The organism is Reyranella sp. CPCC 100927 (genome assembly GCF_007859315.1).
Lineage (GTDB): Bacteria > Pseudomonadota > Alphaproteobacteria > Reyranellales > Reyranellaceae > Vineibacter.
The window spans coordinates 117,720-143,655 of record NZ_VOHA01000010.1 but is presented as its reverse complement, the minus strand read 5'-3'; the positions used below and the strand labels follow the sequence as shown (position 1 = coordinate 143,655).

35 protein-coding genes are annotated in these 25,936 nt (G+C 64.9%); 33 read left to right on the top strand and 2 right to left on the bottom strand.

Going from position 1 to position 25,936, the window contains the following annotated elements; all coding sequences use genetic code 11:
* Positions 1 to 265 precede the first annotated feature (265 nt).
* The 33 genes from rpsL (at position 266) to FQU96_RS24695 (ending at position 21,714) form a co-directional block, all read left to right on the top strand.
* Positions 266 to 637 (top strand): 30S ribosomal protein S12, encoded by a 372-nt coding sequence (gene rpsL, locus FQU96_RS24855; protein WP_146544053.1) that lies wholly within the window; start codon positions 266 to 268, stop codon positions 635 to 637.
* Positions 638 to 645: 8 nt separating this feature from the next.
* Positions 646 to 1,116, top strand: a complete 471-nt coding sequence (gene rpsG / locus FQU96_RS24850) for a 30S ribosomal protein S7 (protein WP_146544052.1) — start codon at positions 646 to 648, stop codon at positions 1,114 to 1,116.
* A 51-nt stretch (positions 1,117 to 1,167) separates the two neighbouring features.
* The gene (gene fusA, locus FQU96_RS24845) at positions 1,168 to 3,270 is read left to right on the top strand and encodes an elongation factor G (RefSeq protein ID WP_146544051.1); all 2,103 of its coding nucleotides are present in this window, start codon (positions 1,168 to 1,170) and stop codon (positions 3,268 to 3,270) included.
* Between the two features lie 33 nt (positions 3,271 to 3,303).
* Positions 3,304 to 4,494, top strand: a complete 1,191-nt coding sequence (gene tuf / locus FQU96_RS24840) for an elongation factor Tu (RefSeq protein WP_146544050.1) — start codon at positions 3,304 to 3,306, stop codon at positions 4,492 to 4,494.
* Positions 4,495 to 4,544: 50 nt separating this feature from the next.
* Entirely contained in the window at positions 4,545 to 4,859 is a 315-nt protein-coding gene (rpsJ, locus tag FQU96_RS24835) for a 30S ribosomal protein S10 (RefSeq protein WP_119263508.1), read from the top strand.
* Positions 4,860 to 4,884: 25 nt separating this feature from the next.
* Positions 4,885 to 5,640: a 50S ribosomal protein L3 gene (gene rplC, locus FQU96_RS24830; protein WP_146544049.1), complete on the top strand. Its 756-nt coding sequence runs from the start codon at positions 4,885 to 4,887 to the stop codon at positions 5,638 to 5,640.
* Positions 5,641 to 5,644: 4 nt separating this feature from the next.
* A complete protein-coding gene (gene rplD, locus FQU96_RS24825; protein WP_146544048.1) occupies positions 5,645 to 6,265 on the top strand; it encodes a 50S ribosomal protein L4 in 621 nt (206 codons plus the stop codon).
* A 35-nt stretch (positions 6,266 to 6,300) separates the two neighbouring features.
* A complete protein-coding gene (locus FQU96_RS24820; RefSeq protein WP_370461392.1) occupies positions 6,301 to 6,579 on the top strand; it encodes a 50S ribosomal protein L23 in 279 nt (92 codons plus the stop codon).
* 14 nt (positions 6,580 to 6,593) lie between these two features.
* A complete protein-coding gene (gene rplB, locus FQU96_RS24815) occupies positions 6,594 to 7,424 on the top strand; it encodes a 50S ribosomal protein L2 (RefSeq protein ID WP_146544046.1) in 831 nt (276 codons plus the stop codon).
* Between the two features lie 24 nt (positions 7,425 to 7,448).
* On the top strand, positions 7,449 to 7,730 hold the full coding sequence (rpsS, locus tag FQU96_RS24810; protein ID WP_146544045.1) for a 30S ribosomal protein S19: 282 nt from the start codon (positions 7,449 to 7,451) through the stop codon (positions 7,728 to 7,730).
* A gap of 3 nt (positions 7,731 to 7,733) precedes the next feature.
* On the top strand, positions 7,734 to 8,126 hold the full coding sequence (gene rplV / locus FQU96_RS24805; RefSeq protein ID WP_146544044.1) for a 50S ribosomal protein L22: 393 nt from the start codon (positions 7,734 to 7,736) through the stop codon (positions 8,124 to 8,126).
* Positions 8,126 to 8,809: a 30S ribosomal protein S3 gene (gene rpsC, locus FQU96_RS24800; RefSeq protein ID WP_146544043.1), complete on the top strand. Its 684-nt coding sequence runs from the start codon at positions 8,126 to 8,128 to the stop codon at positions 8,807 to 8,809. The genes rplV and rpsC overlap by 1 nt, the downstream gene beginning before the upstream one ends.
* Before the next feature lie 20 nt (positions 8,810 to 8,829).
* The gene (rplP, locus tag FQU96_RS24795; RefSeq protein WP_146544042.1) at positions 8,830 to 9,255 is read left to right on the top strand and encodes a 50S ribosomal protein L16; all 426 of its coding nucleotides are present in this window, start codon (positions 8,830 to 8,832) and stop codon (positions 9,253 to 9,255) included.
* Positions 9,255 to 9,488: a 50S ribosomal protein L29 gene (gene rpmC / locus FQU96_RS24790; protein ID WP_146544041.1), complete on the top strand. Its 234-nt coding sequence runs from the start codon at positions 9,255 to 9,257 to the stop codon at positions 9,486 to 9,488. Before rplP ends, rpmC begins: the two co-directional genes overlap by 1 nt.
* A 9-nt stretch (positions 9,489 to 9,497) precedes the next feature.
* Positions 9,498 to 9,740 carry a 30S ribosomal protein S17 gene (gene rpsQ / locus FQU96_RS24785; protein ID WP_146544040.1) on the top strand — a complete coding sequence of 81 codons (243 nt, stop codon included), beginning with the start codon at positions 9,498 to 9,500 and terminating at the stop codon, positions 9,738 to 9,740.
* 20 nt (positions 9,741 to 9,760) lie between these two features.
* Positions 9,761 to 10,129 (top strand): 50S ribosomal protein L14, encoded by a 369-nt coding sequence (rplN, locus tag FQU96_RS24780; RefSeq protein WP_146544039.1) that lies wholly within the window; start codon positions 9,761 to 9,763, stop codon positions 10,127 to 10,129.
* Positions 10,130 to 10,142: 13 nt separating this feature from the next.
* Positions 10,143 to 10,481, top strand: coding sequence for a 50S ribosomal protein L24 (rplX, locus tag FQU96_RS24775; protein WP_218574850.1), 339 nt, complete (start codon positions 10,143 to 10,145; stop codon positions 10,479 to 10,481).
* Positions 10,482 to 10,491: 10 nt separating this feature from the next.
* Entirely contained in the window at positions 10,492 to 11,034 is a 543-nt protein-coding gene (gene rplE / locus FQU96_RS24770) for a 50S ribosomal protein L5 (protein WP_146544037.1), read from the top strand.
* Between the two features lie 19 nt (positions 11,035 to 11,053).
* On the top strand, positions 11,054 to 11,359 hold the full coding sequence (rpsN, locus tag FQU96_RS24765; RefSeq protein ID WP_146544036.1) for a 30S ribosomal protein S14: 306 nt from the start codon (positions 11,054 to 11,056) through the stop codon (positions 11,357 to 11,359).
* 16 nt (positions 11,360 to 11,375) lie between these two features.
* Complete coding sequence (rpsH, locus tag FQU96_RS24760; protein ID WP_146544035.1) at positions 11,376 to 11,774, top strand: 30S ribosomal protein S8; 399 nt, start codon at positions 11,376 to 11,378, stop codon at positions 11,772 to 11,774.
* A gap of 2 nt (positions 11,775 to 11,776) precedes the next feature.
* Positions 11,777 to 12,310 carry a 50S ribosomal protein L6 gene (gene rplF, locus FQU96_RS24755; RefSeq protein WP_146544034.1) on the top strand — a complete coding sequence of 178 codons (534 nt, stop codon included), beginning with the start codon at positions 11,777 to 11,779 and terminating at the stop codon, positions 12,308 to 12,310.
* 14 nt (positions 12,311 to 12,324) lie between these two features.
* Positions 12,325 to 12,681, top strand: a complete 357-nt coding sequence (rplR, locus tag FQU96_RS24750) for a 50S ribosomal protein L18 (protein WP_146544033.1) — start codon at positions 12,325 to 12,327, stop codon at positions 12,679 to 12,681.
* Between the two features lie 14 nt (positions 12,682 to 12,695).
* Positions 12,696 to 13,343 (top strand): 30S ribosomal protein S5, encoded by a 648-nt coding sequence (gene rpsE / locus FQU96_RS24745; RefSeq protein ID WP_146544032.1) that lies wholly within the window; start codon positions 12,696 to 12,698, stop codon positions 13,341 to 13,343.
* Entirely contained in the window at positions 13,340 to 13,546 is a 207-nt protein-coding gene (rpmD, locus tag FQU96_RS24740) for a 50S ribosomal protein L30 (protein WP_370461391.1), read from the top strand. The genes rpsE and rpmD overlap by 4 nt, the downstream gene beginning before the upstream one ends.
* Positions 13,547 to 13,607: 61 nt before the next feature.
* Complete coding sequence (rplO, locus tag FQU96_RS24735; protein ID WP_146544030.1) at positions 13,608 to 14,084, top strand: 50S ribosomal protein L15; 477 nt, start codon at positions 13,608 to 13,610, stop codon at positions 14,082 to 14,084.
* Positions 14,085 to 14,151: 67 nt separating this feature from the next.
* Positions 14,152 to 15,498 (top strand): preprotein translocase subunit SecY, encoded by a 1,347-nt coding sequence (secY, locus tag FQU96_RS24730; protein ID WP_146544029.1) that lies wholly within the window; start codon positions 14,152 to 14,154, stop codon positions 15,496 to 15,498.
* Positions 15,495 to 16,079 (top strand): adenylate kinase, encoded by a 585-nt coding sequence (locus FQU96_RS24725; protein WP_146544028.1) that lies wholly within the window; start codon positions 15,495 to 15,497, stop codon positions 16,077 to 16,079. Before secY ends, FQU96_RS24725 begins: the two co-directional genes overlap by 4 nt.
* 117 nt (positions 16,080 to 16,196) lie before the next feature.
* The gene (gene rpsM / locus FQU96_RS24720) at positions 16,197 to 16,571 is read left to right on the top strand and encodes a 30S ribosomal protein S13 (RefSeq protein ID WP_146544027.1); all 375 of its coding nucleotides are present in this window, start codon (positions 16,197 to 16,199) and stop codon (positions 16,569 to 16,571) included.
* Between the two features lie 23 nt (positions 16,572 to 16,594).
* A complete protein-coding gene (gene rpsK, locus FQU96_RS24715; protein ID WP_146544026.1) occupies positions 16,595 to 17,011 on the top strand; it encodes a 30S ribosomal protein S11 in 417 nt (138 codons plus the stop codon).
* A 159-nt stretch (positions 17,012 to 17,170) separates the two neighbouring features.
* Positions 17,171 to 18,187, top strand: a complete 1,017-nt coding sequence (locus FQU96_RS24710; protein WP_146544025.1) for a DNA-directed RNA polymerase subunit alpha — start codon at positions 17,171 to 17,173, stop codon at positions 18,185 to 18,187.
* A gap of 105 nt (positions 18,188 to 18,292) precedes the next feature.
* The gene (gene rplQ / locus FQU96_RS24705; protein WP_146544024.1) at positions 18,293 to 18,733 is read left to right on the top strand and encodes a 50S ribosomal protein L17; all 441 of its coding nucleotides are present in this window, start codon (positions 18,293 to 18,295) and stop codon (positions 18,731 to 18,733) included.
* A 257-nt stretch (positions 18,734 to 18,990) separates the two neighbouring features.
* Positions 18,991 to 20,391: a Do family serine endopeptidase gene (locus tag FQU96_RS24700; RefSeq protein WP_146544023.1), complete on the top strand. Its 1,401-nt coding sequence runs from the start codon at positions 18,991 to 18,993 to the stop codon at positions 20,389 to 20,391.
* An 18-nt stretch (positions 20,392 to 20,409) separates the two neighbouring features.
* Positions 20,410 to 21,714 carry a replication-associated recombination protein A gene (locus FQU96_RS24695; RefSeq protein WP_146544022.1) on the top strand — a complete coding sequence of 435 codons (1,305 nt, stop codon included), beginning with the start codon at positions 20,410 to 20,412 and terminating at the stop codon, positions 21,712 to 21,714.
* 26 nt (positions 21,715 to 21,740) lie between these two features.
* Here FQU96_RS24695 and FQU96_RS24690 read toward each other — a convergent pair whose 3' ends face one another.
* Entirely contained in the window at positions 21,741 to 23,711 is a 1,971-nt protein-coding gene (locus FQU96_RS24690) for a BTAD domain-containing putative transcriptional regulator (protein WP_146544021.1), read from the bottom strand.
* Positions 23,708 to 25,915 (bottom strand): BTAD domain-containing putative transcriptional regulator, encoded by a 2,208-nt coding sequence (locus FQU96_RS24685; protein ID WP_178130688.1) that lies wholly within the window; start codon positions 25,913 to 25,915, stop codon positions 23,708 to 23,710. The genes FQU96_RS24690 and FQU96_RS24685 overlap by 4 nt, the downstream gene beginning before the upstream one ends.
* Positions 25,916 to 25,936: the final 21 nt, after the last annotated feature.

Genomic DNA, 25,936 nt, shown 5'->3' with positions numbered 1-25,936 from the left:
CGCCGTGAAAAGCGACCCATATAACCCGCCCACTTTTCGGGCGGACTGGCGGTAGGCGAAAGCCTAGACGCAGTTTCGACCGACAGGTACCGCGACAGACACTGCTTCGGCCAATCTGGTAGGCCGTCCACCCGAAAGGGCAAAGCCAGCGCTCGTTGGCTATTGGTCCTTTCGGTTTTCCGTTGGGAAAAGGGACGGCCGTTCTGAGGGTAGAGCGGCAGTCGGCGGCAGGTTTTCAGGCAGTCGGTCGAAGGATCGGAGACGGATGCCCACCATCAACCAGTTGATCCGCAGAGCGCGGGTCGCTCCGGTGTATCGCAACAAGGTGCCGGCGATGCAGGCATGCCCGCAGAAGCGGGGTGTTTGCACGCGCGTCTATACGACGACACCGAAGAAGCCGAACTCGGCACTGCGAAAAGTCGCCAAGGTGCGTCTGACCAACGGCTACGAGGTGGTGAGCTACATCCCCGGCGAGGGCCACAACCTGCAGGAACACTCGGTGGTCATGATCCGTGGCGGCCGCGTGAAGGATCTGCCGGGCGTGCGCTACCACATCATCCGCGGCACGCTGGATACGCAGGGCGTCAAGGACCGCAAGCAGCGTCGTTCGAAGTACGGCGCCAAGCGACCGAAGTAGGAGCCGTCATGTCCCGTCGCCGCCGCGCCGAAAAGCGCGAAATCAACCCGGACGCCAAGTTTGGCGATCTCGTGCTCAGCAAGTTCATGAACACGCTGATGTACGACGGCAAGAAGTCGGTCGCCGAAGGCATCGTCTACGGTGCGCTCGACCGCATCGAGGAGCGCGCCAAGCAGGAGCCGCTGCCGGTCTTCCACGAGGCGATCGAGAACGTGAAGCCGGCGGTCGAGGTTCGTTCCCGCCGCGTCGGTGGCGCCACCTACCAGGTTCCCGTCGAGGTTCGCCCGGAGCGCCGTCAGGCGCTCGCGATCCGCTGGATCATCCAGGCCGCGCGCAGCCGGTCGGAGAACAGCATGGTCGACAAGCTGTCGGCTGAACTGCTGGACGCCGCCAACCGTCGTGGCGCCGCGGTCAAGAAGCGCGAAGACACCCACCGTATGGCGGACGCTAATAAAGCGTTCGCTCACTATCGCTGGTAGTCGGTCCGCCCCCTCGGATCGCGCTGCCGCCCGCCCAGAAGGTCGCCACCCATGGCCCGTACCACTCCTATCGAGCGCTACCGAAACATCGGTATCATGGCGCACATCGACGCCGGTAAGACGACGACGACCGAGCGCATCCTTTATTACACCGGCAAGAGCTACAAGATCGGTGAAGTGCACGACGGCGCTGCGACCATGGATTTCATGGAGCAGGAGCAGGAGCGCGGCATCACCATTACGTCGGCGGCCACGACGTGCTTCTGGAAGCCGGCCGAAGGTCCGTACAGCGGCGAACAATACCGGGTCAACATCATCGACACACCGGGCCACGTCGACTTCACCATCGAGGTCGAGCGTTCGCTGCGTGTGCTCGACGGTGCTGTCTGCGTGTTCGACTCGGTGGCCGGTGTCGAGCCGCAGTCGGAGACCGTGTGGCGCCAGGCCGACAAGTACGGCGTGCCGCGCATGTGCTTCGTCAACAAGATGGATCGCACCGGCGCCAACTTCTGGCGCACGGTTGACATGATCAAGGACCGGCTCGGCTCGGTGCCGCTGGTCACTCAGATTCCGATCGGTACCGAAGGCGGCTTCAAGGGCGTCGTCGATCTGGTTGCCAACCGGGCGATCGTCTGGCTCGAGGAGACGCTGGGCGCCAAGTTCGAGTTCACGGACATCCCCGACGACCTCAAGAAGCAGGCGGCGGAGTATCGCGCCAAGCTGGTCGAGCTGGCTGTCGAGCAGGATGACGAGGCGCTTGAGAAGTATCTCGGCGGCGAAGAGCCCGACTACCAGACGCTGATCAAGTGCATCCGCAAGGGTACGACTTCGTACGCCTTCGTGCCGGTGCTGTGTGGATCGTCCTTCAAGAACAAGGGCGTGCAGCCGATGCTGGACGCCGTCGTGAATTATCTGCCGGCGCCCAACGATCGCCCGGACGTCAAAGGCACCAACGTCAAGACCGGTGAACCCGATACCCGGCCGAGCCGGGACGACGCGCCGTTTTCCGGACTGGCGTTCAAGATTATTTCCGACCCGCATGTCGGCTCACTGACGTTCGTGCGGATCTATTCCGGTGTGCTGCAGAAGAGCAGCGGCGTGCTGAACAGCACCAAGGACCGCTCCGAGCGCGTCGGCCGCATGCTGCTGATGCATGCCAACAACCGTGAGGACATCGACGAGGCCCGTGCCGGCGACATCGTGGCGCTGGCGGGGCTCAAGACGGTGACCACCGGCGATACGCTGTGCGACCCCAAGTCTGCTGTGATCCTGGAGAAGATGGACTTCCCGGAGCCGGTCATCGAGCTCGCCATCGAGCCGAAGACCAAGGGCGACCAGGAGAAGATGTCCCAGGCGCTGGGCAAGCTGGTGCAGGAGGATCCGACCTTCCGCGTACAGACCGATCCCGAGAGCGGCCAGACCATCATCAAGGGCATGGGCGAGCTGCATCTGGAGATCAAGGTCGACATTCTGAAGCGCACCTACAAGGTCGATTGCAACGTCGGCGCGCCGCAGGTTGCCTATCGCGAGACTCTGGGTCGTCGGGTCGAGCACGACTATACCCACAAGAAGCAGACCGGTGGTTCGGGTCAGTTCGCGCGCATCAAGCTGGTGTTCGAGCCGGGCACGCCGGGTTCGGGCTACAGCTTCGAGAGCGACATCGTCGGCGGCACCGTGCCGAAGGAATACATTCCCGGCGTCGAGAAGGGGTTGGCGGCATCGCGTGACAACGGCGTGCTGGCCGGCTTCCCGGTGATCGACTTCTCGGTGAAGCTGATCGACGGCGCCTATCATGACGTCGACTCCAGCGTGCTGGCGTTCGAGATCGCGGCCCGCGCCGCGTTCCGCGAAGCCTTGCAGAAGGCCCAGTGCAAGCTGCTGGAGCCGATCATGAAGGTCGAGGTCGTGACGCCCGAGGATTACATGGGCGACGTGATCGGTGACCTCAACAGCCGCCGCGGCATGATCCAGGGCATGGAGGCGCGCGGCAACGCGCAGGTCATCAATGCCATGGTGCCGCTGGCCAACATGTTTGGGTACGTCAACACGCTGCGCTCCATGACACAGGGTCGTGCGGCGTACTCGATGGTGTTCGACCACTATTCGCCGGTACCGCAGGCGGTAGCGGACGAAGTGGTTGCCAAGCTGGCGTAGGCCCGGATCAGGTTATCCGAAAGGAACAGGACCATGTCGAAGAGCAAATTCGAGCGGAACAAGCCGCACTGCAACATCGGGACGATCGGGCACGTCGACCACGGGAAGACATCGCTGACGGCGGCGATCACGAAGATCCTGGCGAAGACGGGCGGCGCGACGTTCACGGCGTACGATCAGATCGACAAGGCGCCGGAGGAGCGTGAGCGCGGGATCACGATCTCGACGGCGCACGTAGAGTACGAGACGACGAACCGTCACTACGCGCACGTGGACTGCCCCGGTCACGCGGACTACGTGAAGAACATGATCACGGGCGCGGCGCAGATGGACGGAGCGATCCTGGTGGTGTCGGCGGCGGACGGCCCGATGCCGCAGACGCGGGAGCACATCCTGCTGGCGCGCCAGGTGGGTGTGCCGGCGCTGGTCGTGTACATGAACAAGGTCGACATGGTCGACGACCCCGAGCTTCTGGACCTTGTGGAGCTGGAGGTTCGCGAGCTGCTGTCGTCGTACCAGTTCCCTGGGGACGATATCCCGGTGATCCGGGGTTCGGCACTGTGCGCGCTGGATGACAAGCAGCCGGAGATCGGCGAGCAGTCGGTGCTGAAGCTGATGGAAGCGGTAGATGCGTACATCCCGCAGCCGGTTCGCGACAAGGACAAGCCGTTCCTGATGCCGATCGAGGACGTGTTCTCGATTTCGGGCCGCGGGACGGTGGTGACGGGCCGCGTCGAGCGTGGGATCGTGAAGGTGGGCGAGGAGATCGAGATCGTCGGCCTGAAGGACACGGTGAAGACGGTAGTGACGGGCGTTGAGATGTTCCGGAAGCTGCTGGACCAGGGCGAGGCCGGGGACAACATCGGTGCGCTGCTGCGCGGCACGAAGCGCGAGGACGTGGAGCGGGGCCAGGTTCTGGCGCGCCCGGGCTCGATCACGCCGCACACGCAGTTCCATGCCGAGGCGTACATCCTGACGAAGGAAGAGGGTGGCCGGCACACGCCGTTCTTCACGAACTACCGTCCGCAGTTCTACTTCCGGACGACGGACGTGACGGGCGTGTGCACGCTGCCCGAGGGCACGGAGATGGTGATGCCGGGCGACAACGCGCGGATGCAGGTCGAGCTGATCCAGCCGATCGCGATGGACGAAGGCCTGCGCTTCGCCATCCGCGAGGGCGGCCGCACCGTCGGCGCCGGCGTCGTCACCAAAATCGTCAAGTAATCAGGCACCGGGCGCGGCGAGCTTCGCCGCGCTGCGCCACGGAGCAGGTCATGGACAGCACCAATATCCGAATCCGGCTTAAAGCCTTCGATCATCGCATCCTCGATCAGTCGACGAGCGAGATCGTCAGCACGGCCAAGCGAACCGGCGCGCGCGTGCGCGGGCCGATCCCGCTGCCGACCCGGATTGAACGTTTCACCGTGAACCGCTCTCCGCACATCGACAAGAAGTCGCGTGAGCAGTTCGAAATGCGCACGCACAAGCGCGTGCTCGATATCGTCGATCCGACGCCGCAGACCGTGGACGCGCTGATGAAGCTCGACCTCGCCGCCGGCGTCGACGTCGAGATCAAGCTCGGCCAGTAACGGGCAGGAGCGAGGGGATCCAACCATGCGTACCGGACTGGTCGCACAAAAGGTCGGCATGACCCGCGTCTTCAATGACGCCGGCGAGCATGTACCTGTGACTGTGCTGAAGCTGGACAATGTTCAGGTCGTGGCGGTCCGCACCGAAGAGAAGAACGGCTACAACGCCGTTCAGCTCGGTATCGGCAAGGGCAAGGTCAAGGCCAAGAAGAAGAAGAACGGCACCGCCATGCGTGGCCGTGGCATGGCTGATGCCATGCGTGTCTACTTCGACAAGCAGGGTGTGCCGCCCAAGCGCAAGCTGGTCGAATTCCGCGTCAGCAAGGACGGCCTGCTGCCGGTCGGTGCCGAGATCGCGGCCAGCCACTTCCTGGCCGGCCAGTTCGTCGACGTCACCGGCACCAGCATCGGCAAGGGCTTCGCCGGCGCCATGAAGCGCTGGAATTTCCGCGGCCTGGAAGCCACCCACGGCGTGTCGATCTCGCATCGCAGCCACGGCTCGACCGGCAACCGCCAGGATCCCGGCCGCACCTTCCCCAACAAGAAGATGGCGGGTCACCTGGGCGCCGCGCGCATCACCACCCAGAATCTCAAGGTTGTGTCGACCGATATCGAGCGCGGCCTGATCCTGGTACAGGGTGCCGTCCCCGGTCATGAAGGCGCTTACGTGCTGGTGCGTGACGCTTCCAAGCGCAAGGCACCCAAAGAACTGCCGTTCCCGGCCGCGCTGAAGACGGCGGCAGAAGCGCCCGCGGCGGAAGCCGACGCGAACAAGGGCTGAAGCCATGAAGCTCAACGTCGTTACCATTGACGGCACGGAAGCCGGCGAGATCGAACTCGCAGACGCCGTGTTCGCCGCCCCGGTGCGCAAGGACATCCTGCAGCGCTGCGTGGTGTGGCAGCTGGCGCGTCGTCGCGCCGGTACCCACAAGTCCAAGGGCCGCTCCGAGGTCAAGGCCACGTCCAAGAAGGTGTGGTCGCAGAAGGGCACCGGCCGGGCCCGTCACGGCAACCGTGCCGCGCCGCAGTTCCGCGGCGGCGGCAAGGCCTTCGGTCCGGTCAACCGCAGCCACGAGATCGATCTGCCCAAGAAGGTGCGCGCGATGGCGCTGCGCTCGGCGCTGGCCTCCAAGGCAGCCGACGGCAAGCTCGTGGTGCTCGATGCCGCCACGGTCGGCGAGGCCAAGACCGGCAAGCTGGTGGCCTCGCTGAAGAAGCTTGGCATCGGCAGCGCGCTGATCATCGGCGGTGCGGAGATCGAGGTGAATTTCGCCCGGGCCGCGCGCAACATCGCCCAGCTCGACGTACTGCCGCAGCAGGGCGCCAACGTTTACGACATCCTGCGCCGCGACACGCTCGTGCTCACCCGCGACGCGGTCAAGCATCTCGAGGAGCGCCTGCAATGAGCGTCGCCGCCAAGCCGACCCTGTCGCGCGCGCGCATGTACGAGCTGGTGCGCCGGCCGGTCATCACCGAGAAATCGACCAACGGCAGCACCCACGGCCAGGTGACGTTCGAAGTGCCGATCGACGCCAGCAAGCCGGAGATCAAGGCTGCGGTCGAGGGTCTGTTCAACGTCAAGGTCAAGGCGGTGAACACCATCGTGGTCGGTGGCAAGAAGAAGGTCTTCCGGGGTATCCGCGGCCAGCGCGGTGACTGGAAGAAAGCTGTCGTCTCGTTGGTCGAGGGCAGCAAGATCGACGTCACCACGGGTCTGTGAGGCAGGGCTGAACCATGGCACTGAAAACCTTCAAGCCGGTGACACCGTCGCTCCGCCAGCTGGTGCTGGTGGACCGATCGGGGCTGCACAAGGGCAAGCCGGTCAAGGCTCTGACCGAGGGCAAGCACAACACCGGCGGTCGCAACAATCACGGCCGCATCACCGGTCCGCATCGCGGCGGCGGCCACAAGCGCCGGTATCGCATGGTCGATTTCAAGCGCCGCAAGGTCGATCAACCGGCGACCGTCGAGCGCATGGAGTATGACCCCAACCGCACGGCGTTCCTGGCCTTGATCAAGTACGCCGATGGTGAACTGGCCTATATCCTGGCGCCGCAGCGCCTGAAGGCCGGCGATCAGGTGGTGTCGGGCGAGCGCGTCGACATCAAGCCGGGCAACGCCATGCCGCTGTCCAACATGCCGGTCGGCACCATCGTGCATAACGTCGAGATGAAGCCCGGCAAGGGCGGTCAGATCGCGCGTTCGGCGGGTACCTACTGCCAGCTGGTCGGCAAGGACGCCGGTTATGCCCAGCTCAAGCTGTCGTCGGGCGAGGTGCGCATGGTGCGTGGCGAGTGCTTCGCCACGGTGGGCGCCGTCAGCAATCCCGACCAGCAGAACGTGAATTTCGGCAAGGCCGGCCGCATGCGGTGGCTGGGCCGCAAGCCGGTCAACCGCGGCGTGGCGATGAACCCCATCGACCATCCGCATGGCGGCGGCGAAGGCCGCACCTCGGGCGGTCGCCATCCGGTGACGCCGTGGGGCAAGCCGACCAAGGGTAAGAAGACCCGCAGCAACAAGTCGACGGACCGCTTCATCGTCCGCCGCCGCCACGCGGCACGCTGAGCCGCGGGTCAGAGGAGGACGATCGTGTCACGTTCCGTCTGGAAAGGTCCGATGGTGGACGGCTATCTGCTGAAGAAGGCAGAGGGCGCCCGGCAATCGAGCCGCAATGAAATCATCAGGACCTGGTCGCGTCGTTCGACCATCCTGCCGCAGTTCGTCGGTCTGACGTTCGGCGTCTACAACGGCCATAAGTTCATCCCCGTTCAGGTGAACGAGGAGATGGTGGGCCACAAGTTCGGCGAGTTCGCGCCGACCCGCGTGTTCCACGGCCACGCCGGCGGTGGCGACCGCAAGGTCTCGAGGTAGGCCATGAGCAAGCCCGCCCGTCCGCGTACCCTGTCGGACACCGAATCGAAGGCCGTGGCGCGCATGATCCGCGTCAGCCCGCGCAAGCTGAACCTCGTCGCCGGCCAGATCCGCGGCAAGGCCGCCAACGCCGCCGTGAACGAGCTGAAGTTCTCGCGCAAGCGCATCGCAGCCGATGTCCGCAAGGCGTTGGAGTCGGCGATCGCCAACGCCGAGAACAATCATCAGCTCGACGTCGACCGTCTGGTGGTAAGCGAAGCCAGCGTTGGCAAGGCTCTGGTGTTGAAGCGTTTTCATGCCCGCGCCCGCGGCCGCGGCGCCAGCATTCTGAAGCCGTTCAGCAACCTCACCATTGTGGTGAAGGAACGCGAGGAAGCGGCTGAGGAGACCAAGTAATGGGCCAGAAAGTCAATCCGATCGGCCTGCGCCTGGGTGTCAACCGCACCTGGGACTCGCGCTGGTACGCCGCGACCGACTACGCCAAGCTCCTGCACGAGGATCTGCGCCTGCGCAAGTTTTTGCGCGGCCGCCTGGCGCAGGCTGGTGTCAGCAAGATCATCATCGAGCGGCCGGCCAAGAAGGCGCGGGTGACCATCCATACCGCACGTCCGGGCGTGGTGATCGGCAAGAAGGGCGCCGACATCGAAAAGCTGCGCCAGGACCTGGCCAAGATGTCGAGCTCGGGCGAGGTCAGCCTGAACATCGTCGAGATCCGCAAGCCGGAGATCGACGCCACGCTGATCGCCGAGAGCATCGCCCAGCAGCTCGAGCGCCGCGTGGCGTTCCGCCGGGCGATGAAGCGCGCCGTGCAGTCGGCCATGCGCCTGGGCGCCGGCGGCATCCGCATCAACTGCTCCGGCCGGCTCGGCGGCGCCGAGATCGCGCGCATGGAGTGGTATCGCGAAGGTCGCGTACCGCTGCACACGCTGCGCGCCGACGTCGACTACGGCACGGCCACGGCGTTCACCACGTTCGGCACCTGCGGCGTCAAGGTCTGGGTGTTCAAGGGCGAGATCATGGTCCATGACCCGATGGCCCAGGACAAGCTCGCCGCCGAAGCACAGCAAGGCCGGGCCTGATCGGAAGGTAGTCTGCCGCCATGATGAGTCCCAAGAGAACCAAGTACCGCAAGGCCTTCAAGGGCCGAATCAGCGGCGCCGCCAAGGGCGGCACGACGCTGGCATTCGGCGCCTTCGGCCTGAAGGCACTGCAGCCCGAGCGTATTACGGCGCGCCAGATCGAGGCCGCCCGCCGTGCCATTACGCGCCACATGAAGCGTACCGGCCGCGTCTGGATTCGCGTGTTCCCCGACGTGCCGGTGTCGAGCAAGCCGGCCGAGGTGCGCATGGGCAGCGGCAAGGGTGCGCCCGAGTTCTGGGCAGCCCGCGTCAAGCCGGGCCGTATCATGTTCGAGATCGATGGCGTGCCCGAGCCGGTGGCCAAGGAAGCCTTCGCGCTGGGGGCTGCCAAGCTGCCGATCAAGACCAAGTTCATCAGCCGTAGCATGGCTGTGGGAGGCGCGTGATGAGCGAAGCTGCTGATCTGCGGGCCAAGACCGTGGACGAGCTGAAGGCTCAGCTGTTGGACCTGCGCAAGGAGTCGTTCAACCTGCGCTTCCAGAAGGCGAGCGGCCAGCTCGACAACACCGCCCGCATGCGGCGCGTGAAGCGCGACATCGCGCGCATCCGCACCGTGCTGATCCAGAAGACTGATAACACCGCTCGGGCCCGCCGTGCCCGCCTCGCGGCGAAGGCCTAGGAGCCCAAGATGCCGAAGCGAATTCTGCAGGGCGTCGTCGTCAGCGACAAGATGGACAAGACCATCGTCGTCGAGGTCGAACGGCGCATCCAGCATCCGATCTACAAGAAGTTCATCCGCCGCTCCAAGCGGTACCACGCGCACGACGAGTCCAATGCCATCAAGGTTGGACAGAAGGTGCGCATCATCGAGAGCCGGCCGCTGAGCAAGACGAAGCGGTGGGTGGTCGTCACGGAGCAAGCGGCGTCCTGACGCCGTCAAGGAGTTAGACCATGATCCAGATGCAGACGAACCTGGATGTCGCCGATAATTCCGGCGCACGCAGGGTGCAGTGCATCAAGGTGCTGGGCGGGTCCAAGCGCAAGACCGCCACGATCGGCGATGTCATCGTCGTGTCGATCAAGGACGCCATTCCGCGCGGCAAGGTCAAGAAGGGCGAAGTGCACCGGGCGGTGATCGTGCGCACGGCGCGCGAGATCCGTCGCGTCGACGGCAGCGCCATCCGCTTCGACCGCAACGCCGCGGTGTTGATCACCAAGCAGGACGAGCCGATCGGGACTCGCATCTTCGGACCGGTGACGCGCGAACTGCGCGCGCGCAAGTTCATGAAGATCATCTCGCTCGCGCCCGAGGTGCTGTAAGGAGCGCCCAGACATGTCGAAGATGAAGATCAAGAAGGGCGACCGGGTGGTGGTCATCACCGGTCGCGACAAGGGCAAGCAGGGCGAGGTTACCCGCGTGCTGCCCGAAGAGAACCGCGTGGTGGTCGCTGGCATCAATATGCGCAAGCGCCATCGCAAGGCGCGTACGCAGGCCGAGCAAAGCCAGATCGTGTCGTTCGAGGCGCCAATTCACGCCTCCAACGTCGCCCATATCGATCCGGCCAGCGGCAAGCCGACGCGCGTCGGTTACAAGTTTCTGGATGACGGTCGCAAAGTACGCGTGGCCCGCCGGCATGAGCCTGGCAAGGCCGGCGAGCTGATCGATCGCTGAGGGGAAGGACATGGCATCCCGTCTGCAAGAGCACTACGAGACGACGATCCGGCCCGCCCTGCGGCAGGAGTTCGGCTACGGCAATCCGATGGAAGTGCCGAAGCTGGACAAGATCGTCATCAACATGGGTGTCGGCGAGGCCGTCGGTGACCGCAAGGCGGTCGACAACGCCGCCGGGGAACTCGCCCTGATCGCCGGTCAGCGTCCGGTGATCACCAAGGCGCGCAAGTCGATCGCCACCTTCAAGGTGCGCGAAGGCATGGCGCTGGGCTGCAAGGTGACCCTGCGCCGCGATCGCATGTACGAGTTCCTCGATCGCCTGGTGAACATCGCCTTGCCGCGCGTTCGCGACTTTCGCGGGCTGAACGGCAAGTCGTTCGACGGTCGCGGCAATTACGCGCTGGGGCTGAAGGAGCAGCTGGTGTTCCCGGAAATCGACTACGACAAGGTCGACAAGGTCCGGGGCATGGACATCATCATCTGCACCACGGCAATGACGGATGCCGAGGCCAAGGCGCTGCTGCGCGGCTTCGATTTCCCCTTCGTCAACTGAAGGGGCAGGAGACGGTCACATGGCCAAGACGAGCATGATTGAGAAGAACAAGCGTCGCGAGAAGCTGTCCAAGCAGCAGAACGCCAAGCGCTCGGCCCTGAAGGAGGTCGTGATGGACCGTGCCAGGCCGATCGAGGAGCGTTTCGAGGCGCAGCTCAAGCTCAACGAGCTGCCGCGCAACGGTACGCGCATCCGGATCCGCAATCGCTGTGAGGTGAGCGGACGGTCGCGTGGTGTCTATCGCAAGTTCAAGCTGTCGCGGATCGGGCTGCGCGATCTGGCCTCGCGAGGCCAGCTCCCCGGCGTCGTGAAGTCGAGCTGGTAAGACGGAGAGACCGATCATGTCGATGAGCGATCCCGTCGGTGACATGCTGACACGGATCCGGAACGGGCAGTCAGCCCGTCTGGACTCCATCACGGCGCCGGCATCGCGGCTGCGCGCCAACGTGCTCGACGTGCTGCAGCGCGAAGGCTTCATCCGCGGCTTCTTCGAGGAAGAACTGCGGCCGGGAATTCGTGAGCTGCGCATCGAGCTGAAATACGACAACGGCCGCCCTGTGATCCGTGAGATCAAGCGGGTGTCCAAGCCGGGCCGGCGCATCTATTCGAAGATCGCCGACCTGCCCAAGCACTACAACGGGCTTGGCATCGCGATCCTCTCGACGCCACGCGGCGTCATGTCCGACAACGAAGCCCGCGCTGCCAATGTCGGCGGCGAGGTCATCTGCAAGGTGTTCTGACCATGTCGCGTGTCGGCAAGAATCCGGTCCCCATTCCGGCTGGCGTCACGGTCGACGTGGCCGGCCAGATGGTCAAGGCCAAGGGCAAGAAGGGCGAGCTGTCGCTGCGCGTCGCCGAGGAGATTGCCGTTGCCAAGGAAGGCAACGCGGTCACCGTGAAGATGCGCGAGGACACCAAGCGTTCGCGGGTGCTGTGGGGCACCAGCCGGGCCCTGATCCGCAACCTGGTCCAGGGAGCGCACGAGGGCTACACGGTGAACCTCGAGATCGAGGGCGTCGGCTATCGCGCTGCCGCCGACGCCAAGGCGCTGAAGCTGCAGCTCGGCTTCAGCCACGAGGTGCTCTACCCGATCCCGACCGGCATCGCGATCAAGACGCCGAAGCCGACCGAGATCGAGATCAGCGGCGCCGACCGTCAGCGGGTCGGCCAGGTCGCTGCCGAGATCCGCGGCATGAAGCCGCCCGAGCCCTACAAGGGCAAGGGCATCAAGTACGCAGGCGAGCACATCCTGCGCAAAGAAGGCAAGAAGAAGTAGGCCGGAGCACGACGATGTCCGAGAATCTCTTCCAGCGGCGCCGGCGGCGCGTGCGCCATGGGTTGCGCGGCAAGGGCGGCCCACGCCCGCGGCTGAGCGTGTTCCGCTCCGGCAAGCACATCTACGCCCAGGTGATCGACGACACCAAGGGCCACACGATGGCTGCCGCATCGTCGGCCGACGCCGACCTCAAGGGCAAGCTGAAGACCGGCGCCGACAAGGCGGCGGCGGCCGAGGTCGGCAAGCTGATCGCCGCGCGCGCCATCGAGGCCGGCGTCAAGCAGGTCGTGTTTGACCGCGGCGGTTATCTGTTCCACGGCCGCGTCAAGGCGCTGGCCGATGCCGCCCGCGAGGGCGGTCTGACGTTCTGATCGGGAGATAGAGCATGGCACGTGCACCGGGTGGCTCAGGCCGCGGTCCGCGCGAAGGCGGCGAAGGCGGCGGTGGCCGCGGGCGGCGGGACCGTGACGGCGGCGGTCGCGGCCAGCGGCGCGACTCTGGCCAGGACCGCGAGGAAAACGAACTCGTCGACCGCCTGGTGGACATCAACCGCGTCTCCAAGACGGTCAAGGGCGGCAAGCGCTTCGGTTTCGCCGCGATCGTCGTGGTCGGCGACCAGCGCGGCCGGGTCGGCTACGGCACCGGCAAGGCGCGTGAGGTGCCCGAGGCGATCCGCAAGGCGACCGAGTCGGCCAAGCGCGGCATGATCCGTGTCGCCCTGCGCGAGGGACGCACCCTGCATCACGATGTCGTGGGCCACTTCGGCGCCGGACGTGTCGTGCTGCGGGCAGCCCCGGCCGGTACCGGCATCATCGCCGGCGGCGCCATGCGCGCCGTCTTCGAGACTGTCGGCCTGAAGGATGTGGTGGCCAAGTCGGTCGGCACGTCCAATCCGCACAACATGATCAAGGCCACCTTCGAGGCGCTGAGCGCCGTGCAGTCGCCGCGCACCGTGGCGGCGCGCCGCGGCAAGAAGGTCGCCGACATTCTGGGCCGCCGCGACGACCAGGTGGCCGCCGAAGCCGCGGCCTGAGGAGAGCAACCGTGTCCGACAAGGCGACCGTCAAGGTGACTCAGATCGGCAGTCCGATCGGCCGCACCAAGGACCAGCGCGATACCCTGATCGGGCTGGGTCTGAACAAGCGCCACCGCAGCCGCGTGCTCGAAGACACGCCGGCGGTGCGCGGGATGATCAACAAGGTCCACCACCTCGTCCGCGTCGAGCCGACGAAGTGACGCTGAGTCCTTTCTCCCTGTACGTGCAGGGAGAGGGGCCAGATCTTTGGGAAGTGCTGCCATGAAACTCAACGAAATCGCCGACAACCCGGGCGCCCGCAAGGCGCGCATGCGGGTTGGTCGCGGCATCGGCTCCGGCAAGGGCAAGACCGCCGGCCGTGGCGTGAAGGGCCAGAAGGCGCGCACCGGCGTGAGCATCAAGGGCTTCGAAGGCGGCCAGATGCCGTTGCATCGTCGCCTGCCCAAGCGCGGCTTCGTCAAGCCGTTCCGCCTGGAGTTCGCCGAAGTCAACCTCGGCGCCCTGCAGAAGGCTGTCGATGCCGGTCGGCTTGACCCCAGCAAGCCGATCGATGGTGCGGCCTTGCAGGCGGCTGGCCTCGTCACCAATTTGCGTGATGGCGTCCGCTTGTTGGGCAAGGGCGAGCTCACGGCCAAGGTGACCGTGTCGGTTGCTGGTGCCTCCAAACCGGCGATCGCCGCAGTCGAAAAGGCCGGCGGCAAGGTTGAATTGCCGGCGCCCCAGGAGAAGGCCGCCTAGGCGGTTTCCGTCGCTCTGAGCGTCGCAGGTCCGACGAGACTGCTGGACCGTCGAGGGTCGAAACCGCATGGCATCCGCCGCCGAACAGCTCGCCAAGAACCTCAACTGGGCGAACATCAGCAAGGCGACCGAGCTGAAGAAGCGCCTGTGGTTCACCCTGGGCGCGCTCATCGTCTATCGCATCGGCAGCTACATCCCGCTTCCGGGTGTCGATCCGGCGGCGCTGGCTGAGATGTTTCAGCGTCAGGCCGGTGGCATCGCCGGCCTGCTCGACGTTTTTTCGGGCGGGTCGATCGGCCGCATGTCGATCCTGGCGCTCAGCATCATGCCGTACATCTCGGCCTCCATCATCATGCAGATCCTCACGACGGTGATCCCGTCGTTCGAGGCCATGAAGAAGGAAGGCGAGGCCGGCCGTAAGAAGATCAACCAGTACACCCGCTACGGCACCGTCTTCCTGGCTGTCATCCAGGCCTACAGCATCGCTGTCGGCCTGGAGACGCAGACCAGCAGCCTGGGGCCGGTGGTGGTCGACCCGGGGCTCTACTTCCGGTTCGTGACGGTCGTCACCCTGACCGGCGGCACGCTGTTCTTGATGTGGCTGGGCGAGCAGGTGACCTCGCGCGGCGTCGGCAACGGTATTTCGTTGATCATCTTCGCCGGCATCGTGGCGGCCATGCCCGGGGCCTTGGTGCAGACCCTGGAACTGGGGCGCACCGGTGCCCTGTCGGCGCTGTTCATCATCGGGTTGGGCGTCGGCGCGGTCGCGGTCGTGGCCTTCACCGTCTTCGTCGAGCTCTCGCAGCGGCGGATCCTGGTCCAGTATCCCAAGCGATTTACCGGCTACGGTTCGCAGGTCACCACGAACTACCTGCCGCTGAAAATCAATACCGCGGGCGTCATCCCGCCGATCTTTGCCTCGTCGCTGCTGCTGTTCCCAGCAACGCTGGCGGGCTTCCAGGGCGGCGGCCAGTCGGCTGACTGGATGCAGTGGATCGCGACCTATCTCGGGCACGGCCAGCCGCTCTATCTGCTGACCTACATCCTGCTGATTGTCTTCTTCTGCTTCTTCTACACCACCGTGGTGTTCCAGCCGACCGAGACGGCCGAAAACCTGAAGAAGTATGGCGGCTTCCTGCCCGGCATTCGTCCCGGCAAGAACACGGCCGACTACCTGGAGTATGTGCTGACCCGCATCACGGTGATCGGCTCGCTCTACCTGGCTGCCGTGTGCATCATCCCGGAACTGCTGATTTCGCGCGGCGGTGTGCCGTTCTACTTCGGTGGCACCAGCCTGCTGATCGTGGTGTCGGTGACGTTGGACACCATCAACCAGGTGCAGTCGCATCTGATGGCCTACCAGTACGGCGATTTGATCGGTCAGGCGCGTCTCAAAGGGGGCAAGGGACGATGAAGCTCATCCTGTTGGGACCGCCCGGCGCCGGGAAGGGAACCCAGGCCCGGCGGCTGGAGGAGCAGTTCGGCCTACGTCAGCTGTCCACCGGCGACATGCTGCGGGCCGCCGTGGCGGCAGGCACGGACCTGGGACTGCGCGCCAAGGACATTATGGCGCGCGGCGATCTGGTGCCCGATGAACTGGTGGTGAGCCTGCTGCTGGAGCGGATCAAGGCGCCGGATTGTGCCAAGGGTTTTGTGCTGGACGGCTTTCCGCGCACCGTGGCCCAGGCCGAAGCGCTCGACCGGGCCCTGCAGGCGCAGGGCGTGAAGATCGACCGCATCGTCGCGCTGAAGGTCGATGAGAAGGCCCTGTTCGACCGTATTGACGGGCGCGCCCGCGATGCTCTGGCCGCCGGCCAGCCGCTGCGGCCTGACGACAACCCCGAGACTCTGAAGCAGCGTATCCGTGTTTACAATGAGCAGACCGCGCCGATCTTGCCGTACTACGAGAAGGCTGGCCGTCTGCAGTGGATCGACGGTATGGCCGCTATCGACGAGGTCTATCGCCAACTCACCCAAGCGCTTGGAAAGTCTTGACAAAACCCGGGAATTGACTCCCGGGGCGTGATTCATATAATCCCCCGCTTTCCGGAGCGCCGCAGGCGCTGACTCCCGGTTGCGGAGCGCGTCTAAGTCCTTGAAGGAGCAAGAAAATTGGCTCGTATCGCCGGCGTCAACATCCCCACCGCCAAGCGCGTCGTGATCGCGCTTCAATATATACACGGAATCGGCCCCAAGAAGGCTGGTGAAATCTGTGAGAAAGTCGGCATCACCCTCGATCGCCGCGTCAGTTCGCTGAACGACGAGGAAGTGCTGCACATCCGCGAGGCCATCGATCGCGACTACGTGGTCGAAGGCGACCTGCGTCGTGAGGTCGCCATGAACATCAAGCGGCTCATGGATCTCGGTTGCTACCGTGGCCTGCGGCATCGCCGCGGCCTGCCAGTGCGAGGCCAGCGTACCCACACCAACGCGCGCACGCGCAAGGGACCGGCGAAGCCGATCGCCGGTAAGAAAAAGGCTGTCTGAGCCCGAGAGGATAGGAAAAACGTATGGGAAAAGCTCCCGCCGCTGCGGGCACCGCGGCCGCTGCCGGTCGTCCGCGCCGCCGCGAACGCAAGAACATCACGTCGGGCATTGCCCACGTGAACGCGTCCTTCAACAACACGATCATCACCATCACTGACGTGCAGGGCAACACGATCGCCTGGTCGTCGTCGGGTGGGCAGGGCTTCAAGGGCTCGCGCAAATCGACGCCGTTCGCGGCGCAGATGGCAGCCGAAGATGCCGGCCGCAAGGCGATGGATCACGGCATGCGCACGCTGGAGATCGAGGTGCGCGGTCCGGGTTCCGGCCGTGAGTCGGCGCTGCGCGCGTTGCAAGCGGTGGGGTTGAGCGTGACGGCGATCCGTGACGTGACGCCGATTCCGCACAACGGGTGCCGCCCGCCCAAGCGTCGGCGCGTGTGAGTTTCCTGGTGCGCCGGTGCCCGCCGGCCGCGCCTGTGGTTTCAAACCGCGACGCCCGTCGGCGTCGCGGTGTTTGACGTAGAGGAGGGCCTTCCGGTTGACCCCGGAGTCCCCGCCCGGAGCCTTCGGCTCCCAACCCGATCTTGAGAGGTATCCCCCGTGCTGCAGAAGAATTGGGAAGAGCTGATCAAGCCGACCAAGCTGCAGATCGAACCCGGTGCTGACCCGGCGCGCCAGGCGACGCTGATCGCCGAGCCGCTGGAGCGGGGTTTCGGACTGACCCTGGGCAACGCCCTGCGCCGTATTCTGCTGTCGTCGCTGCAGGGCGCGGCCGTGACGTCGATCAAGATCGACGGCGTGCTGCACGAGTTCTCCTCCATCCCCGGCGTCCGTGAGGATGTGGTCGACATCGTGCTCAACATCAAGTCGTTGGCAGTCAAGATGCAGTCCGATCGTCCGCATCGGCTGGTGCTGCGCGCCACCGGCCCGGGCGAGGTGACGGCCGGCATGATCGAGACCACGGGCGACATCCAGATCATGGATCCCAAGCTCGTGCTGTGCACCTTGGACGACGGTGCGTCGTTGCACATGGAGCTCACGGTCTCGACCGGCAAGGGCTATGTCCCTGCGACGGCCAACCGTCCGGCCGATGCACCGATCGGCCTCATTCCGGTCGATGCGCTGTTCAGCCCGGTGAAGAAGGTCTCCTACAAGATCGACAACAGCCGTGTCGGTCAGGTGACCGACTACGACAAGCTGTCGATGACCATCGAGACCGATGGCACGGTGAACCCCGAGGACTCCGTGGCGCTTGCCGCGCGCATCCTGCAGGATCAGCTGCGCCTGTTCGTGAACTTCGAGGAGCCGCAGCAGGCGCGCCCGGTCGAGGCCGCCGACGAGCTGCCGTTCAACCGCAACCTGCTGCGCAAGGTCGACGAGCTCGAGTTGTCGGTGCGCTCGGCCAACTGCCTGAAGAACGACAACATCATCTACATCGGCGACCTGGTCCAGAAGACCGAGGCCGAGATGCTGCGCACGCCGAACTTCGGCCGCAAGTCGCTCAACGAGATCAAGGAAGTGCTGGCCCAGATGGGCCTCCATCTTGGCATGGAGATTCCCAACTGGCCGCCGGAGAACATCGAGGAGCTCGCCAAGCGCCTCGAGGAGCCATACTGAGCTTCTGACCACGCGCGTCTCAGCGCGTGGTTCCCACAGGGCCACAGGCCCCAACGCGCATGTCGGCTTGCCGGCGTGCGTCGATAAACACAATGGAGACTGGATATGCGTCACGGAATGAATGGCCGTAAGCTCAATCGGCCGTCGGGGCACCGCAAGGCCCTGTTCATGAATCTGGAGCTGGCGCTGCTCAAGCACGAGCAGATCCGCACCACGCTGCCCAAGGCCAAGGATCTGCGCCCGCAGGTCGAGCGCCTGATCACGCTGGGCAAGCGCGGCGGTCAGCACGCACGCCGTCAGGCGTTGTCATCGCTGGCCAACGACGAGGCGATCGTCGAGAAGCTCTTCACCACGCTGGCCGAACGCTACAAGAACCGCAAGGGCGGTTACACGCGCGTGCTCAAGGCCGGCTTCCGCTATGGCGATGCCGCGCCGATGGCGCTGATCGAGCTGGTCGACCGTGACCCCGAGGCCAAGGGCAAGGACAGCGGTCCGTCCGGCGAGCCGACGGCAGCCGACGACGCTGAGGAACAGGTCCAGGCTTAAGGCGTTTCCCTCTCCCGTGAGCGGGAGAGGGAGGGGCCCATCGCGAAGCGATGGGAGGGTGAGGGATTACAGACGCGGCACCTCGTGCTTGGGCCCTCACCCGCCGGGCACTGCGTGCCCGTCGACCTCTCCCGCCGGCGGGAGAAGTGAAAAACAGGCGGCCATAGTGCCGCCTCTTTCTTTTTCCACCTGTGGCCAGGCCGGCTAAGATGTCCCGGGCGACGTCGCCGTGTGTACCGCCGGCAAGGACGGGCTTGATGCAACGCAACGTTTTGGCCGCGCTTTTCCTCGCGGCGGGTCTTGCGGCGCCGGCGTTGGCGTTGGCGCAAACCCTGCCGGCGAACCGCGAGCAGATGCAGTTGTCCTTTGCGCCGCTGGTCAAGCGTGCCTCGCCGGCCGTGGTGAACATCTACACCAAGACCCGCATCAAGACGCAGCGGCCGTCTTTTCTCGACGATCCGGTATTTCGCCGTTTCTTCGGCGACGACTACATGCGGGGCCTGCCGCGCGAGCGCGTGCAGAACGCGCTGGGCTCCGGCGTCGTGTTGCGCGCCCATGGCCTGATCGTCACCAACGCTCACGTCGTGCGCAACGCCGACGAGATCCAGATCGTTTTCGCCGACAAGCGCGAGTTTCCGGCCAAGGTTGTGATCCAGGATGACCGTTACGACCTTGCCGTGCTGCGGGTGGAGGCCGGTGACGAACGCCTGCCGTTTCTGGAACTGCGCGACTCCGACACGGTCGAGGTCGGTGACCTGGTGCTGGCGATCGGCAACCCATTCGGTCTGCAACAGACGGTGACATCAGGCATCATCTCGGCCATCGCGCGCAGCGGCGGTAGCGTGACCGAAAGCGGCTTCTTCCTGCAGACCGATGCCGCGATTAACCCCGGCAACTCCGGCGGCGCTCTGCTGGGCCTGGACGGCAGGCTGGTCGGCATCAATACCGCCATCTACTCCAACAGCGGTGGCAGCGTCGGCATCGGCTTTGCAACACCGTCCAACATCGTGGCGCGCATCGTCGAGGCGGCGGAGAAGGGCACGCGGCTGACGCGTCCCTGGCTCGGCATCGGCGTTCAGCGGGTGACGTCCGATCTGGCCCAGTCGCTGGGCATGGCGCGGCCGCAGGGTGTCATCATTCGCGCTGTGGCGCCCGACAGCCCGGCCGCGCGCGCCGGCCTGAAGGTGGGCGACGTGCTGCTGACGATCAACGATCAGCCGGTCGACGACGAAAGTGCGCTGCGGTTCCGGCTGTCGACCCAGGCCGTCGACTCCACGATCAGGGCCCGCGTCACGCGCAAGGGCCAGGAAGAGACCTACGTCGTGAAGGTCACGGCGCCGCCTGAGCTTCCGCCGCGCGAGCGCACGCAGTTGACCGGCCGGCAGCCGCTGACCGGCGTTACGGTGATGAACATGTCGCCGGCCGTGGCCGACGAGCTTGCCATCGAGCCGGGCCAGGGCGGGGTGATCGTCGCCGAGGTGCCGCAGGGCGTGTTCGCGGCCCAGTTTCTGAAGGCCGGTGACTACATCGTCGGCATCAATGGCCGTGAGGTCGATTCGGTGGCAACCTTGCGCACCATGGTCGGCACGCAACCCGATCGTTGGAGCGTCTCGGTCCGTCGCGACGGTCAGGTGCGCACCTTCAACTTCCGCGGTTGATCGGCACAGGAGGCGGTGATGGCGTCAGGCGGGCTGTTCAGTGCGCTGGCGCCGACTCCGCTCCCCGAGCGGCTGCGGCCGACCCGGCTGGAGGACATCGTCGGCCAGGATCACATCCTGGCGGCCGATGCCCCTCTGGGGCGCATGCTGGCCGCCGGGCGGCTTGGCTCGCTGATCCTGTGGGGACCGCCCGGTTGCGGCAAGACGACGATGGCGCGTCTGCTGGCGGACCGCGTCAGTCTGCATTTCGAGCCGCTGTCGGCGGTGTTCTCCGGCGTGGCCGATCTGCGCAAGGTGTTCGAGGCCGCCCGCCAGCGACGCCTGGGCGGGCGTGGCACGCTGCTGTTCGTCGACGAGATCCATCGCTTCAACCGCGCCCAGCAGGACGGCTTCCTGCCCTATGTCGAAGACGGCACCGTCACCCTGGTCGGCGCCACCACGGAGAACCCGTCCTTCGAACTGAATGCCGCCTTGCTCTCGCGCTGCCAGGTGCTGGTACTGCGCCGGCTCGATACGCCGGCACTGCTCACTCTGATCGCCAGGGCCGAGACGGTGGTCGGCCGCCAGCTGCCGCTGACGGCGCCGGCGCGCGAGGCGCTGTGCGCCATGGCCGACGGCGATGGGCGCTATGTGCTTTCCATGGCCGAGCAGCTGCTGGACCTGAAAGTGGAGGCGCCGCTGTCGCCTGAGGATCTGGCGCAGTTTCTCCAGAAGCGTGCGCCGATCTATGACAAGGCACAGGAGAGCCACTACAACCTGATCTCGGCGCTGCATAAGTCGCTGCGCGGATCGGACGTCGATGCGGCGCTCTACTGGTATGCCCGCATGCTGGAAGGCGGCGAGGATCCGCTCTACCTGGCGCGTCGCCTGGTGCGTTTCGCGTCCGAAGACATCGGCATGGCCGACCCCCAGGCGCTCACCCAGGCGCTGGCGTCATGGGATGCATATGAGCGGCTGGGCTCGCCCGAAGGCGAACTCGCCATCGCGCAGACCGTCGTCTATCTGGCCACGGCACCGAAATCCAACGCGCTCTATACCGCCAGCAGTGCCGCCAGGGCTGCCGCCCGTGACACCGGCTCGCTGGCACCGCCCATGCACATCCTCAACGCGCCGACGCGGCTGATGAAGCAGCTCGGCTATGGCAAGGATTACGACTACGACCACAACACGCCGGACGCGTTCTCCGGCCAGAACTACTTTCCCGACGGCATGGCCAGGCGCGAGCTCTACCAGCCCGTCGAGCGCGGCTTCGAGCGCGAGATCCGCAAGCGGCTGGAGTACTGGTCCAAGCTGCGCGAGAAGCGGCAGAAGGGGGAAACGTAGTCAAGTCGTCGGCGGGCGCGCCGCACTCACTCTGGCAGTCCGGCGATTCTGAGGTGCGCCATGGTGAGCGCCTTGAGTTCGGGCTGCCGGAATGGTTGCCGTGTCCGTTCATAGACGCTTAAGCGAAAATTCGGCTCCAGCTTCATGAGTTCCGATGCGACATCACGCGCCTCGTCGAGTTGGCCGATAGCGACAAGAGCCGACGCCAGGATCCGGAGGTTGGATGTGAACTTCGGGTTTTCAGCAGCGGACAGGCGACCCCACTTCACCGCCTCTTCATGATTGCCATTCCCGTAGTGTGCGATGCTGAGAAAATTGTGATAGAAAAAGAGGATCCGGTCGTAAGGTGATAGCCGCAGACCGTGCTCAGCATGGCGTACCGCATCACTGCCGCGGCCGACATAGGCCAATGTGGCGCTCGACAGAATCCAGGCGAGAGAATTGTTGGGCCCTGCCGCTAGGGACTGGCCAAGATACGCAAGCGCACTGTCGTAGTCGTGGAGCAGGAACGAACGCACATGTCCGTGCGCCGCCAGCGCCAGCGAATTGTGACGGTCCAGGTTGACAGCTTTCGTTGCGACCGCTGCAGCCTTCTTCGCATCCTCCGTGGGATTGTCGGACCATCCCTGACCGATCCAGATCACGTACCAGTACGCCGACCAGGCAGCCGGCATGGCGAAGCCCGGGTGTGCATCCATGGCCGTGTCGAGATGCTCGCGCGCACCGAGGAACGTCTGCCGGTCAGTACTGTTGATGACGTCGAGGGCGCGCAGCGTATGATCGTAAGCGGTGAAGCTGGTCGGCCGCAGGCGTAGCGCCCGGTCCAGTTCGGCCGTTCGTACGTTCGGTATGATCCCGGCCACGATGCGGCGAACGAGATGGTCCTGGACGGCGAACAGGTCGCCCAAGGCGATCTCCTGCCGTTCGGCCCACAGGTTGGCCCCCGTTTCAGCGTCACAAAGCTCAGTCGAGACGCGCATGGACGTCCTGCTTTTTCGGACGCTGCCTTCTAAAACGTAGCGAACACCCAAGGTGCGACCGACCTCACGTGGATCGACCTGTCTGCCGCGAAACGCCAGGGTCGAGCTTCTTGAAACGATGAACAACTCGCGCAGCCCGGCCAGCGACACAATGATGTCCTCGACGATACCGTCGGCGAAGTAGTCGTCGGCCGTATCGCCACCGAGGTTGCGAAGGGGCAGCACGGCGATGGACGGCAGCAAGTCGTGCTGCGAGAGCATCTGTGATACGGGGGAAGTTGGCGCCGACGAGGTAGCCAAGTTGTTGATCAATGCCGTCGTTGCGGCATCGGGTTCGACATTCAGGTCACGCTTCAGTCGCGCTGCCAGGTGATCGTAGTGTTGGCGTGCTTCGGCCGTTTGACCATCAGCGGCCAGACTCCGCATGATCAGGCGATGCCCGTCCTCGCGCAGATCGTTGATCGCGATGGCTCGGTTGGCAAACCTCAGCGCTTGCACCAGCGCACCTTGCCGCTCCGCTTCTTCGCCCAGTTGGATCAAGCTGGTGACCGCGAGGTTTTCCATGCTCTGGCGCTGATCGGTGATCCAGTCGGTCCAGACTTTTTCCGGAATGTCGATATTGGCAAGGAAAGCGCCCCGGTAGAGATCGACTGCCGCCTTGCGCGCCTCGCGCGACGGGACACGAAGCAGGTCCAGGAAGCGGTCCGCATCGGAGTGAAACAGTCCGGGACGGAGTGCAAGAGTGTTGTCGGTGCCGGTGAATACGTCCTGGCCGAGGGCGCGACGCAAACGGGTCAATGCCTGACGCAGGCTATGGCGCGCCTGCGTGTCGAAGTGCGATCCCCACAGCAGCGTCGTCAGTGTCTCACGTGACGGCGGCTCCGATGTTGCGCACGCCAGGAATGCAAGCAGAGCGCTTAGTTTTTTATTACTCAGATCAATCGGACCGTCTGGTCCGACTAGGTTGAAGCGCCCGAATAGTGACAGTTGAAACGGTGCGTCAGGCGGGCGGTTCACGCCGGCAATCCGGCCGTTCTCAGGTGCGCAATGAGGCGCGTCTTGATCTCCGGCTGTCGAAACGGCTGGCGAGTCTGCTCATACGTGTCGAGACTGAAGTTGGGCTCCAACGTGAGCAGGGCCGCCGCGATCTCACGCGCTTCGTTCAACCGATCGACCGCCGCCAGCGCCGCTGCGAGCATCCGGAGATTGGACGCAAAGAGGGGGCTTTCGGCGGCGGACAAGCGGCCCCACTTGATCGCCTCTTCGTAGTTGCCGTTCCCGTAATGCGCGATACCCAGGAAATTGTAGTAGAGAAAGAGGCTGCGGTCGTACGGCGACAGCCGCAGGCCGCGTTCGGCATGTCGAACGGCATCGGCGCCGCGGCCGACATAGCTCAACGTGGCGCTCGACAGGATCCAAGCCAGCGAATAGTTGGGGCAAGCCGATAGCGCGCGATCGAAATAGACCAGCGCACTGTCATAGTCGTGGAACAGGAACGACCGCACGTGCCCATATGTCGCTAATGCCAGCGCATTGTGCCCGTCCAGGTCGATGGCCCGTGCGGCAAGCGCTGCCGCTTTGTCGGCGTCCGCCTTGGGGTTATCTGACCATCCCTGGCCGATCCAGATGCTGTACCAGCGCGCAGCCCAGGCGACCGGCATGGCAAAGCCAGGGTGCGCCGCCATGGCCTTGTCGAGGTGGTCTCGCGCACTCAGGAACGTCTTGCGATCCAGACTGTTGATGAGGTTCAGGGCATACAGCGTATGATCGTAGGCCGTGAAACTGGTTGGCCGGATCCGCAGCGCGCGCTCCAACTCCGTCGATCGCACGTTGGGGGCAATTCCGGCAACAACATTGCAGACGATGCTGTCCTGGACCTCGAACAGGTCGCCCAGAGGTGCCTCATGGCGTTCCGCCCATAGGCTGGCGCCAGTTTCGGTGTCGCAAAGCTGGATCGCGACCCGCACTGACGCCGTGCCTTTGCGCACGCTGCCCTCCAGGACATAGCGGACACCCAGCGCCCGTCCGACCTCTCGCGGATCGACCTGGCGGCCTCGGTAGGCCACCGTCGAGGTTCGCGAGATCACCACCAATTCACGCAAGCTGGCCAGCGACACGACGATGTCTTCGACGATACCGTCGGCAAAATCGTCATCGCTCGGATCGCCGCCGAGGTTCTGAAAGGGCAACACGGCAATGGATGGCAATGTCCCTTGCTGTGACTGCGTGGGAGACACAGCAGGCAGGATTTCTGCGACTATCCCTGCGGCCCGGACTTCTCGCTGTGCCGGTGCTACCGCCATCGCATTGGCGACGCCGGTGCCATTCCACGGTGCCTCGGCGCGCGCGGTTGGCATTCCTTCAACGGGTGCTGCAACCGGGCTTTGCGGGTCTTGTGCCGGGCCGGGTTCCGCCCGTGGAGCACGCGACTGTCGCAGAGTCGCGACCAAGGACGTCGTCGCGGCATCGGGCTCGACACTCAGATCACGCTTCAGCCGCGTGGCCAGCTGATCATAGTGCCTAAGCGCCTCGGCCCGCCGTCCAACGGCGGCCAGCGATCGCATGATCAACCGGTGACCATCCTCGCGCAGACCGTTGATGGCGATGGCACGATTGGCAAACTCCAGGGCCAACGCAGGCGCATCGATTTGTTCTTCCTCTTCGCCGAGGCGGATCAGGCCATCGACGACAAGATCTTCCAGCCGTTGCCGCTGTGCGGTCAGCCAGTCAGTCCATGCTTCTTCCGGGATGGCGATATTGGCCAGGAATGTGCCCTGGTAGAGGTCGACCGCAGCCTTGCGGGTCTGCCGTGATTCATCGTGGATCAGGGTTTCGAAGCTGGTCACGTCGCAGTGAAAAAGCCCGGGACGAATCACCAACGTATTGTCGCTGTTCACAAACACGTCATCGCCAAACGCTCGGCGTAACCGTGTCAGCGCCTGGCGCATGTTGTGTCGTGCCTGGACTTCGAAATGCGAACCCCACAGCAATGTGGTCAGTGTCTCACGCGATGGCGGCTCGGATGTCGCGCACGCCACGAAAGCGATCAGGGCACATAGCTTCTTGTTGCCCAGATCGACTGGACCGTTGGGGCCGCTCAAATTGAAGTGCCCCAGCAAGGAGAGCTGGAATAACGCTTCGGGCTGGCGACTACCAACGACCGGTGCCGATGGGGTAAAGCCGGCGCTTGCTACTGCGACACGCTTGGAGCTGGTGCTCATCGGCCGACCTTCGAAAGGCAA